The organism is Brachyspira pilosicoli, assembly GCF_019402445.1.
Lineage (GTDB): Bacteria > Spirochaetota > Brachyspiria > Brachyspirales > Brachyspiraceae > Brachyspira > Brachyspira pilosicoli_B.
Map to the genome: position 1 here is coordinate 1 of NZ_SRZM01000005.1, position 12,087 is coordinate 12,087.

Annotated in this window: 10 protein-coding genes; 1 reads left to right on the forward strand and 9 read right to left on the reverse strand. The window is 31.8% G+C overall.

Going from position 1 to position 12,087, the window contains the following annotated elements; genetic code table 11:
- Positions 1 to 113 precede the first annotated feature (113 nt).
- Positions 114 to 1,100 carry an aromatic ring-hydroxylating oxygenase subunit alpha gene (locus tag E6A48_RS00080; RefSeq protein ID WP_219708027.1) on the forward strand — a complete coding sequence of 329 codons (987 nt, stop codon included), beginning with the start codon at positions 114 to 116 and terminating at the stop codon, positions 1,098 to 1,100.
- A gap of 60 nt (positions 1,101 to 1,160) precedes the next feature.
- Here E6A48_RS00080 and E6A48_RS00085 read toward each other — a convergent pair whose 3' ends face one another.
- From E6A48_RS00085 to E6A48_RS00135, 9 genes are all read right to left on the reverse strand, one after another.
- Complete coding sequence (locus E6A48_RS00085; protein ID WP_219708028.1) at positions 1,161 to 2,570, reverse strand: alanine/glycine:cation symporter family protein; 1,410 nt, start codon at positions 2,568 to 2,570, stop codon at positions 1,161 to 1,163.
- A gap of 213 nt (positions 2,571 to 2,783) precedes the next feature.
- Positions 2,784 to 4,184, reverse strand: a complete 1,401-nt coding sequence (locus E6A48_RS00090) for an alanine/glycine:cation symporter family protein (RefSeq protein WP_219708029.1) — start codon at positions 4,182 to 4,184, stop codon at positions 2,784 to 2,786.
- Between the two features lie 137 nt (positions 4,185 to 4,321).
- Positions 4,322 to 5,491: a glycine/sarcosine/betaine reductase complex component C subunit alpha gene (grdD, locus tag E6A48_RS00095; RefSeq protein ID WP_013244786.1), complete on the reverse strand. Its 1,170-nt coding sequence runs from the start codon at positions 5,489 to 5,491 to the stop codon at positions 4,322 to 4,324.
- Between the two features lie 13 nt (positions 5,492 to 5,504).
- The gene (gene grdC, locus E6A48_RS00100) at positions 5,505 to 7,091 is read right to left on the reverse strand and encodes a glycine/sarcosine/betaine reductase complex component C subunit beta (RefSeq protein ID WP_219708030.1); all 1,587 of its coding nucleotides are present in this window, start codon (positions 7,089 to 7,091) and stop codon (positions 5,505 to 5,507) included.
- A gap of 103 nt (positions 7,092 to 7,194) precedes the next feature.
- Entirely contained in the window at positions 7,195 to 8,493 is a 1,299-nt protein-coding gene (gene grdB / locus E6A48_RS00110) for a glycine reductase complex selenoprotein B (protein ID WP_258018500.1), read from the reverse strand.
- Between the two features lie 150 nt (positions 8,494 to 8,643).
- Entirely contained in the window at positions 8,644 to 9,111 is a 468-nt protein-coding gene (gene grdA, locus E6A48_RS00115; protein WP_013244783.1) for a glycine/sarcosine/betaine reductase complex selenoprotein A, read from the reverse strand.
- Positions 9,112 to 9,167: 56 nt separating this feature from the next.
- Positions 9,168 to 10,454 (reverse strand): glycine/sarcosine/betaine reductase component B subunit, encoded by a 1,287-nt coding sequence (locus E6A48_RS00125; protein ID WP_219708032.1) that lies wholly within the window; start codon positions 10,452 to 10,454, stop codon positions 9,168 to 9,170.
- Positions 10,455 to 10,716: 262 nt separating this feature from the next.
- Positions 10,717 to 11,673, reverse strand: a complete 957-nt coding sequence (locus tag E6A48_RS00130) for an NAD(P)/FAD-dependent oxidoreductase (protein WP_219708033.1) — start codon at positions 11,671 to 11,673, stop codon at positions 10,717 to 10,719.
- Between the two features lie 22 nt (positions 11,674 to 11,695).
- A complete protein-coding gene (locus tag E6A48_RS00135) occupies positions 11,696 to 12,073 on the reverse strand; it encodes a GrdX family protein (protein WP_219708034.1) in 378 nt (125 codons plus the stop codon).
- Positions 12,074 to 12,087 lie beyond the last annotated feature (14 nt).

Here is a 12,087-nt window from a genome sequence, read left to right on the forward strand (position 1 = left end):
CATATAAAAGGTTATAGTATAAATTTTTATAAAATTCATACTATAAAATGTTTATTTATTAAAATAAAGGTATATAATTATGAAATATTGATATTAAATTAAGGAACAAACATATGATATACAATATGTGGTATGGAGTGTTAGACTCTAAAGAAGTAAAGAAAAACAAACCGCTCTTCGCTAAAAGATTAAATAAAAATCTAGTATTCTGGAGAGATAAAAATAATAATATATGCTGTATAGAAGATAAATGCTGTCATAGAGGGGCTTCTCTTTCTCATGGAAAAGTATGCGGTAATAATATAGCCTGCCCTTTTCATGGTTTTCAATTTAACAAAAACGGCAAAGTTGTAATGATTCCTGCCAATGGAAAAAATACTCAAGTTGATGAAAGATTTTTTGTTGAAAGCTATGAGGTGAGAGAGCTTTATGGTTTAATATGGTTATGGTATGGAGATAAAGATAAAATCAATGATAAAATAATGTTTCCAGATGATTTGAAAGATAAAAATTTTTCTTACTCTACAATAAGAGATGAATGGCATAATCATTATACAAGATGCATAGAAAATCAACTTGATGTAGTTCATGTAGCCTTTGTTCATTATAATACAATAGGCAAAGGAAATAAAACAGTAGTTAATGGTCCATTAGTAGAACTAGATGAAAATACTAATACATTAAAGTTTTATGTAAATAATGTAATTGATAATGGACAAAAAGCATTAAGTGCATCAGAAATGAAAAAAGAAGATTTTAAATATTTTTTATATTTTTATTTTCCTAATATTTGGCAAAATTACATATTTGAAAAAATGAGAGTGTTTGCAGCATTTGCCCCTGTTGATGATGAGAATACTATTGTTTATATTAGATTTTATCAAAAACTCGTAAATATACCAATAATAAAAAATATAGTAAACTTTATAGGTAAAAAATTCTCAGCTTATGTATTAAAACAAGATAAAGATGTTGTAAAAACTCAAAGCCCTAAAGAATCATATTTAGGAATGAAAGAAGAAAAACTAATACCAGGAGATATGCCTATAATAGCCTATAGAAGTAATAGAGATAAACTAAAAAAATTAAATAATAAATAAAAAAAGACTTGCAGATTATTAAAAATCCAACAAGTCTTTTATATATATTATAGAATTATATTAATTAGCTTTATTTTTTTTCTCTTTTTTGAACCTCTTATAATCTTTTACAAGAGATGATACAAGAGGACTTAATGCCAATATACCAAGAAGGTTAGGTATTACCATAAGGCCATTAAAACAGTCAGCCAAAGCCCATACTAAATCAACTTTAAGAGTAGAACCTATAAATATAAATACAACCACAACTAAAGCATATACTTTCGTAGCCTTCTGACCAAATAAATATTTAATATTCTGCTCACCAAAGAAATACCAAGCAATAATTGTAGAGAAAGCAAAGAAAAGCAAACATAAAGCAATAAATATTACACCAATATGTCCAAATTTCATTTGAAAAGCTGTTTGAGCCAAACCAATACCTTTTAAAGATTCAGATATTAAACTTGGAGATTCTAAATTATAAACTTGATTTTCCAATATTCCAGAAGTAAGTATTACTAATGCAGTTAATGTTAATACTATAAAAGTAAAGAACACTCCCATCATAGCAACAACACCCTGCTCGCAAGGATGGTCAACTTTAGCAATAGCATGAGCATGAGGAGTAGAACCCATACCAGCCTCATTTGAGAATAATCCTCTAGCTATACCAAAACGCATAGCCTGCTGTATTCCTATTCCCAAAGAACCGCCAATTATAGCCTCAGGATTAAATGCTGATACAAATATCATATAAAAAGCATGAGGCACTTTTGTAATATTTAAAAGTATTAATATAATAGCACCAAGAAGATAAGATATAGCCATAATAGGAACAATCTTCTCTGTAAATGAAGCTATTCTTTTAACACCACCTAAAAATATAAATCCAGAAATAATAGCTACTATCACTCCCACAACTTTTGTATTAACAGGAAAAGAATTAGAAAAAGCAGATGATATAGAATTAGACTGCACCATATTGCCCATTATTCCTAAAGCTAAAATAATAAGAATAGCAAATAAACCAGCTAAAAATTTACCAAAACCACCCTTATAAGCAGCCTGTATATAATAAGCAGGTCCTCCTATCACTTGACCATCTTTATAAGTTTTAAATTTTTGAGCCAATGTAGCTTCAGCAAATATTGTAGACATACCTAAAAAAGCAGACACCCACATCCAAAATATTGCTCCAGGTCCTCCAGCAACTAAAGCAGTAGCAGCCCCAGCTAAATTACCAGTACCAACCTGAGCAGCAATAGAAGTTGCAAGCGATTGAAATGAACTCATACCATGCTCGTCAGCAGCATTTCCTTTCAAAGAAACAGAACCAAATGTAGACTTAAAACTATCCTTAAACTCCCTTATCTGTATAAATCTTAATCGTATAGTAAAATAAAGCCCCGTACCGCATAAAAATATAAGTAATGTATAATCCCACAAAAATGAATTAATCTTTGAAACTAATTGTTCAATAATATACATTATATCTCCTAATAATAAATGTAACAATATTACATTTATAAATAAATTAAAATACAAAAATATTCTTAACAAATCTTTTTCATTAAGAAAAAATATATAAAAAAATTATTTTATTATTTATTACTATAAATAATAAGAGTTATTTAGATGAAAAATGTCTGGAAGTAATACTTACCAGACATTTTATTAATAAAAAATCAAAAATTATGTTTATTATTTTTTATTTATATTATTATAGTCTTTAAATAAAGCAGAAGCAACTCCGCCCAAAGCCAAAAGACCTAAAAGGTTAGGAATAACCATTAAACCATTGAAAGTATCAGCTAAAGACCATACCAAGTCAACTTTTAAAGCTGAACCTAAAAGTACAAAACCTACAACAAATACAGCATAAACTTTAGCAGCTTTTACTCCAAATAAATATTTAATATTTTGCTCTCCAAAGAAATACCAACCTACTATAGTAGTGAAAGCGAAGAAGAATAAACATATAGCAACAAATACTACACCAAAGAAACCAAATCCCATTCTGAAAGCCTCTTGAGGCAAACCAACACCTTTTAACATTTCAGGTATAAGTGAAGCTGATTCTAAAGGATATATTTTAGTTTGTAATATGTTAGAAGTTAATATAACTAAAGCAGTTAAAGTAACAACAACAAATGTATCAAAAAATACACCTATCATAGCAACAACACCCTGTTCACAAGGATGTTTAACTTTAGCTAAAGCGTGAGCATGAGGAGTAGAACCCATACCAGCTTCGTTAGAGAATAAACCGCGAGCAACACCAAAACGCATAGCTTGCTGTATACCTATACCCAATCCTCCGCCTATAACAGCTTGAGGATTAAAAGCAGCAGTGAATATTAAAGCTATAGAACTAGGAAGATTTTTAATATTCATTATTATAATGATTACAGAACCTATTATATATAATAAAGCCATTATAGGTACAACTTTTTCAGTAAATGAAGCTATTCTTTTTAAACCGCCAATAAATATGAAGGCAGATATTATAGCACATACTATACCAACATATATAGGTTTAATAGTAGGGAAAGCATTAACAAAAGCACCAGATATAGAGTTTGATTGAACCATATTACCCATAAAACCCAAAGCTAATATAATAAATATAGCAAATAAAGCAGCTAAAAATTTACCAAAAAAACCTTGATAAGCAGCACGTATATAATAAGCAGGTCCGCCTATAACATGACCATCTTCAGTAGTAGTTTTATATTTTTGACCTAAAGAAGCCTCAACAAATATAGTAGCCATACCAAAGAAAGCAGAAACCCACATCCAAAATATTGCACCAGGACCGCCAGCAATTAAAGCAGTAGCAGCACCAGCTAAGTTACCAGTACCAACCTGAGCAGCAATTGCAGTTGCAAGAGATTGGAAAGAACTCATACCTTCTTTATCAGCAGCTTTACCTCTTAAAGAAAGGTTTCCAAAAGTTCTATTCCAGCCATCTTTAAACTTTGCTATTTGTACGAACTTAAGTCTTAAAGTGAAATAAATTCCACTACCGCATAGCATGATTATCAATAGATAATCCCATAAAATACTGTTTACCTTTGCTACTATGTTTGAAATAACATCCATAATAAACTCCTATGATTTTAATATATTAATAAAATAAAAAATGGAAACACTAGATATTATTTTTATACCTAATGTTTCCATATTTTTAACTAGTAAAAAAGTTACTATAATTGTTCTTCACAGCAGACAATCTTAAACTAAGATATAAATCCGCCTTTTCTCAAAATATTTTCTGCATTTTCTTTATTTTTATCACTAACCAATATGATAGGTCCAGTACAACCCATACCAGACTCTGCATATATACCATTTTCCATAACTAATTCTACAGCCGCATCCAAATCCATAACCTCAACGCCAGGAATCTGAGCAGTTACAACTTCTTTAGCAACAGTAGGTTTAGCTTTTTCAGTAACTGAAGAAGCCTTAGGTTTTAAGCTTTCCAATATAGCATCAAAACCATATTTTTTTACTTCCTCTTCTTCTTTATTCATAACATCTATTATATTGCCGCTAATACACTGATAAGCATACTCTATAGCACCAGCAATAACATTAGAACCAGAAGCTCTAGATATAATAAATATCGGAGTTTTAAATCCAAATCCTATACCAGGACCATATCCATATCCAATAGCCTCATAGCTTCCGCCGCTATTGAATGATGAGAACATCTTTATAAGAATGTTTCCAGTAAGCGAATCACAAACTACAACATCAACAGCACCAGTAATAAGGTCATTACCTCTTAATACCGCACCGCCATCAGCACGATTAGAAGAACCAAATTTAATATTGTAGCCATTAGAAGCAAGCTCTTTTAAAGCTCTCTCAACTGTACGAGCAGAGTCAATATTTAATATACCAACAGTAGGCTCTTTTATACCGCAAGCTTTAGCTGTTATAATACCATAAATAGCATTTTTAAACATAGCCTGATCTCTAACAGTAGCAGAAGTACCAGTAGTAGTAGCAATAAAAGTTTCTTTACCATTAGCCTGAGAAATAACTCTTCCAACAGTAGATACTCCTATAGGAAAAGGATAATGCATAGTAACACAAGCATCCAACTCTCCTTTAGCAAGCATCTCTTCCATTATTTTATGAGCTTTTTCATCGCAATCAGTTTCTATTGTTTGAAGACCAGTAGAGTTTTTTTCACCAATCAAAACAACTTCAACATTTTTGTTTCTCTTCATAGCTATTACGCCGCCAAGAGATACAGCTTCTGCACCATGCTCAGAACCTCTGTTTGTTATGCCAACGCGAACCTTCTTACCAAATTGACCAGTTTCTAAAGCATTAGCAAGAGAGAGAAAAGTCTCCCCTATCATAGATTTTATAGCTGAATTAGAAGCATCACTCATATATAATACCTCCTTATTCACCTAACATGCTTTTAGCAAAATCTCTCATAGCATTAGCAATAAGTTTATTAACTTCTTCTTTAGAAACACCTTCGCCAGTGCCTTTATCACCATTATTTTTTTCTATAATAACAGATATACCATCAAAAAGGTTAGTCATTCTTCCCAAGAAAAGTGAACCTTTACCTATAAGCATTATGCGGTTAATTTTACCAGCCATAATATCTTCAATAGCATAACCCAAATAAGGTACACCAGATGGAATATGTCCTTGAGTAGGAGCCCAACCAGACATACCATGTTTTTCAACAAACTCTGCTAATTGACTTCTCTCAATATCACCCTTCTTAACACCAATAGCAGCTATCATTTTGTAATTAGCCTCAGGTACATCGCCAGCACCAGCAGGTTTAGTAACATCAGGGTTTTGCATCTCAACAGTATATTTATCTATATCAGTAACTTTTAAGTTTGCTTTTTCTAAAGGATTAACTACCAAAGAGTTCATAACAGCCTGAGGAGCAGAACCAGTAGCAACAGTGTGTCTTCCAAGTACATCAGTTCTAATAATTGGGTGTACCCCGTCATTTTCACTGATTAATACAGCAAAAGCACCAAGTATATCTTCTATAATAGGAAGATTTTTAGTTACATGGCTTTTACCATTCATACCCAATTTAGCAGTAGCACCACCAGCAACTATTACAACATTTTTGTAAGAGCCAGCTTTTACTAATGAAGCAGCTGTTACTAAAGCATGTGAAGGAGCAGCACAGAAACCTCTAATATCAAAACCAGTAGCATTTGGTATACCAGCAATTTCTGCAACACTCTTAGCAAAGTTACCACCGCCTCTTTGGTTCATATCACCGCAAGCCTCTTCAGAACATTCTATTACTAAATCAATACTGCTAGGATCAACATTTTTCTTTCTAATAAGTTCTTTTAAAGCCATTATACCAGAAGCTTTAACTGCTAAGTTTTCAAAAATAACATGTGCACTCAAGTTAATATCAACATCATGAGCTCTTTTTACACAACCAACTAATTTTTCATTGAAGTATAAACCCTCAGCATGTTCTTCTTTGATTAATCTTTCAATTTCTTCTATCTTAGTTTCGCATTTTACTTGAGCTAAATCTTTTTTAATTTCTTCTTCTGATTTATATTTAGATTCTACAGCAACATAAGCATCTTTCATTTTTTTCTCAAACTCTGCTTCTAAATATACAAGTTCAAAAGTGTCAGAAACTTTCATCATAAAAATGAATTCATCTTCAGCAAAAATCTCACCAAACTTTCCGTTTCTATCACCTTTACAAGGAACCCCAATCCAGCTTCCACCAGCTTTTTTTACCTCTTCAGAAACTTGACTAGCTAACTTTTTTAATTCTTCAGGGTGAAGATTACCAATATAAGTTTGGTTAGGTGCATAATTTACAACATCTTCAAATGGTCTAAGATGTTTTTTAATATTTTTTAAATAATCAGAATTAGGATTAACTTCTCTTTCAACTGTTTGCGTAGTACCATTATTAATAACCATATCAGGTGCATGTACTAAGCTATAAGCAGCAGCTTTTAATACAGCAAAACTCATCTTTTATTCTCCAAAATATTTATATTAATTAAAATAAGGGGACATACAAGTATTATTAAATATTTGTACTCCCCTTTTTTATTTTTATGATTCAATAAAACAATTAATTTTCAAAAACTGTTTGAGAATCTACAGGAGTTGATAAAGCTTTTAAAGCTCTTTCAACTAATGTACGTCTTAATTTTTTCTCATCCTCTTTAGATAAGTTTGGATTACCTAATGGGTGAGGTATAGCAACAGCAGGAACTATTCTGTTAGCACCAACTGTTAAAGATATAGGAACAATAGTACAAATATGAACTACAGGTATTCCAGTAGCTTCTATTGCTTTAACCATCGTTGCACCGCAACGAGTACAAGTTCCTCAGGTTGATGTTAAAATAACAGCTTGAACGCCGTCTTTAACTAAAGTTTGAGCAAATTCACTAGCATAAGCCTTAGAGTTTTTAACTGAAGTACCATTACCAACTGTAGTGTAGTAGTATGGATAAAGTTCTCCAATTTTACCTTCTTTCTGTAAATCTTTTAATACGTCAACAGGTAATACTCTATTAGGGTCTTGGTTAGCATAAGTAGGGTCATAACCACCATGAGCTGTTTCACCCATATCATCAATAGAATATCTACCATATTTAGAAGCAGAAGAAGATTCTATGTGGTCAGGGTTACCAGTTGGTACTATACCACCGCTTGTTACTATTGCTATTTTAGCTTTAGTAATATCTTTAATAGCTTCACCAGGAGTTACTCTGTCGAAATCTGGCATAGGATATTCTGTAGTAAATGCTTCACCTTTGATTTTTTTGATAAGCATATCAACAGCTCTCTCAGCACCATTTTTCTCTCTAAATAATGGAACACGTATTCCTCTAGGTATATAACCTTCAGCTTCTGGAGTTCCAATTTCTTCTTTCTTAAGAAGTTTAGCAGCCAATTTAGCTACTTTTGGTAAAGCATCTCTCATGCCAGCAGCAGAGTCTTTAGTAGAAACGATGTAAACATCTTTCTTAAACATATCTGCACCAGGGTTTTCAACATACATACCAGTAACAGCAGGTACTTTTAATTCATCTTGTACCATTTTAGCAACAGTACCGCAAGCAGTACCATAACGACCAGCATTAAAAGCAGGACCAGCAACAACTAAATCTGGATTAAAGCTTTTAATCATATCTAAAACTTCTTTTTTAGCTTTATCTAGGTTTTCGTTAAAGTAAGAGTCACCGCAAATAACAGTACCAACAACTTCAGCATCAACACCTAGTTTTTTAAGCTCACCTTGAAGTCCCGCACCAGGACCAACCACTCCATCTCTTTTTTCTGGAGCTATATCAGCTTTTTCTTCACCACCAATGTTAGCGAAGAACTGATTAATATAATGAACAATTTTATATTGTGGCATTTAAGCCTCCTAATTTTTTAATTTAAGGCAACCAAATAAATAAATATTAGGCTGCCGTGTTTTTAAAAACCAAACTGGTTTTTATTTACAATGGATTTTTTTTATTTTTTAGAGAATTTGTTTTTTATAAAAAATTATAAGTTAGCTGTATTATTTGTTTTCTTCACGCATTCTTTTCATTTCTGCGATTATTTCATCTACATTTAATGTCATTTCTGCCATACCAATCTGTTCATCATAAACAGAAGCATCTACTGCCTCTTTGAACTCTGGTTCTACAGCATGATAAGCATCTAAATGTAAAGCAACATTAGCTAAAGCACCAGCATATGTAGGGTCACCTAACATTACTGTTTCAGCAGCTAAACCGCTAGCTTCTGCTTCTGCTGCACCAAATAATACTACTATATTCTCCTTACCAAATTTTTCTGCAAACTCTTTAATTCTCTTTTGATTCTCTAAATCCATCGCTCCTGCGGCTGTTCAAACAAAACACTCCGTAGCAGCAAACAAAACTTCTGCGTCACTTACTGTTTCAACGCAAGCTTTGATAGCTTCTCCAGGAATGCCGTCTCTATCGCCAATGATAATTACTTTTTTACCATTTAAAATACTCATGGCTTTCCTCCTAAAAATTTTGTTTTATATTCTAATAATTTAACACACAAAACTAATTATAGTCCTGTAGCACTAAATTTATTAAAACCTAATTCATTTGTAGCACCAGTGATAACTTGTATCTCTGCTTCAATAGAACCGTCTGGTTTTAATGAACCATCAAATCCGCCTGCTATCTTATCTGTATAATCTAACATACCTATTACTTTATCCATTTTTGGTAAGTTAATAACTATATTAGCATTACCAGCTGTTACTGTAGCATTAGCTGATACATCTGAATCTGCTAAAGATTGTGAAGAACCATCTCTACCAGCATATTCATCTGTAATAATACAAGTTTTAATTCCGAATGCTTCTGCTTTTCTGCAGTTCATTATTAAGTCAGCATCTGGGTTACCAAATCCTTCTTCAGAGATGATTACTGCATCTAATCCGAAATATTTAGCTAATTTTGATGCCCAATCTGATGAACGCATCTTATCTGCTAAGAATACGTTTTCATTTGTTATAATAACACCCATAAAGTTAATATCTTTACCATGTTTTTCATATAAAGCTTTAATTACAGGGTTATTTAAATGGTGATAAGTAGTGTTTTTATCGCAAGCTGATACACAGTTACCACTTACTATAGCACCGTCCATAACTTCTGTTGGATAAATAAATGTTGGAACTATTTTCTTAGCATCAACACCATAAACATAAGTATCATGTAATAAGCCTTGTGTTTGAAGCATGTATACATAACCTACTTTTGGTAAATTAGGATACATTGCAGCTTGTTCAAATATAGGTTTAGTTTCATAAGTGAAAGTTTTGTCAGCTTTTACTTCTTTAGCTAACTTACCTAAATAAGAAGCAACTTTTAAACCAGCACCTCTTACAGCAGCTTCATAATCATGTTTTTCTATAGGCTCTACTGGCTCTATAACTAAACATAAATTATTAAGTTTAGAGAATGGTGTATAATCTGCACCAGGACCAGACATATCAATGATACCTTCTTGGAAACCAACTATTTTACCGCAAGTAACAACAGCAGCACCTTTCAATACATTAGTTTTACCCTCACCTACTGTATCTACTTTAGATATCATTCCAGGGAATACTCCGCCTTTGCCTTCTACTTTTACTCTAGGCTCTATAACATCTTTTACAGGTGTTATACGAACAGATTCTCCCGGACGAGCTACATCGATTTTTACACTTTTCAACTTGTCGTCTTCAAGTACCATCTTTGTAATCTCATCAACGTTTACATAGAGTACTCCATTCTCGACTTTTGAAATTTTGTCAAGTTTTATATCTTTAATATAAATCTCGCCTAACTCTAACTTCATATAGTCTCCTTTATATTTTTTTTATTTTTATTTATAAATATAAGTTATAAGCAATAAAAAAAGAGCAGAAGCATATAAAAATATGCTACCACTCTTAAATTTAAATAAAAACAATTTAATCCCTGATAAATTTATCCCTAGAAAATTAAACAATGCAATAATACCACTATAAATAGAATATTCATTCATTGCAACGCAAGAGATATTTTTTACTCAGCCTTTAAATTTTATCATATACAAATTGTTTCCTTTAATTAAATAATCAAGAATAATGTTCTTCTATATATTTGTTAGCAGAAATACCAGCTATAGCACCATCAGCAGTAGCAGTAATAACCTGTTTAAGCATTTTTGGTCTTAAATCACCGCAAGCAAATACACCCTCAACATTTGTCTTCATCTCTTCATCTGTAATAATGAAACCATCTTTCATTTCTACTTTACCCTCAAACAATTTTGTTAGAGGAACATAACCAACAAATATAAATACACCAAATGTACCATCTTCTTCATCTGCCTTATATTCATAAGTTTCACCTGTTTCATTATTTAAGAATATTGCAGACTCAACTATTCCATCACCTTTAAGCTCTAAAAGCTCAGTTCTAAATTTTATTTCAATTTTAGGATTAGCTTTGGCTTTTTCTTCTATGGAATTAGCACAACGTACATAATCTTTTCTTACTATCAAAGTTACCTTTCTAGCAAATTTAGATAAGTACATAGCTTCTTCTACAGCAGTATCTCCTCCGCCTACACAGAAAACTTCCATACCTTCAAAGAAGTTAGCATCACAAGTAGCACAATAAGAAACACCTTTACCAGTGTACTCTAATTCACCCTTACAACCTAATTTTCTAGGCTGAGCACCTGTAGCAATTATTACAGTCTTTGATGTATAAACTTCTCCATCAGCAGTTTTAACTTCTTTAACCTTGCCGTCTAATTTTACATCAACAACTTCTTTATGCTCTATTTCAGCACCAAAAGCTTTAGCCTGTTCTATCATTTTACCAATAAGATTTTTAGGATGTCTTGCCTCTTCATCTGGCTCATAAAAACCAGGATAATTAGCAATCTCATCAGTAATACTAATCTGTCCGCCAAAACTAGCCTTCTCAAAAAGAATTGTCTTTAATCTAGCTCTAGCAGAATAAACTCCAGCAGCTAAACCAGATGGTCCGCCACCTATTATAATACAATCATATAAATTACTCATACAAAATCTCCATTATTTGATACTACAAAATATTTTCTATTGCTCCAATAACTAATTTATAATCTATTAATCTAAAATCTTCATCTATTTCTTTTGTCAATTTTCTTCTTGGTTTATCCAAAAAGTTTTTTGTAAGCTCAATAGCATTCTCTATTAATTCTAGAGAATATAAATCCAATTCTGAACCTTTAGACAAAGCAACGCTTTTATATGGAGTTTCATAAGGTTTTATACTACTAACTATAGGATGAGTTAATAATTGATAACCTAAATGTACTAAATCTCTAACTTTGCAAAGAACTTCCATAAAATCCGAATCTGACATATAAATTATTTCTGCATTTTTACTTCTTACTTGTTCAAAAATTTTTGGATTATTGGTTACAACAATACAATTCATACTCTATATAATAT

What these genes read in the sequence shown, in the direction of transcription:
- E6A48_RS00080 (WP_219708027.1), top strand. Translation starts at nt 114, where the DNA reads ATGATATACAATATGTGGTATGGAGTGTTAGACTCTAAAGAAGTAAAG.
- E6A48_RS00085 (WP_219708028.1), bottom strand. Translation starts at nt 2,570, where the DNA reads ATGTATATTATTGAACAATTAGTTTCAAAGATTAATTCATTTTTGTGG.
- E6A48_RS00090 (WP_219708029.1), bottom strand. Translation starts at nt 4,184, where the DNA reads ATGGATGTTATTTCAAACATAGTAGCAAAGGTAAACAGTATTTTATGG.
- grdD (WP_013244786.1), bottom strand. Translation starts at nt 5,491, where the DNA reads ATGAGTGATGCTTCTAATTCAGCTATAAAATCTATGATAGGGGAGACT.
- grdC (WP_219708030.1), bottom strand. Translation starts at nt 7,091, where the DNA reads ATGAGTTTTGCTGTATTAAAAGCTGCTGCTTATAGCTTAGTACATGCA.
- E6A48_RS00125 (WP_219708032.1), bottom strand. Translation starts at nt 10,454, where the DNA reads ATGAAGTTAGAGTTAGGCGAGATTTATATTAAAGATATAAAACTTGAC.
- E6A48_RS00130 (WP_219708033.1), bottom strand. Translation starts at nt 11,673, where the DNA reads ATGAGTAATTTATATGATTGTATTATAATAGGTGGCGGACCATCTGGT.
- E6A48_RS00135 (WP_219708034.1), bottom strand. Translation starts at nt 12,073, where the DNA reads ATGAATTGTATTGTTGTAACCAATAATCCAAAAATTTTTGAACAAGTA.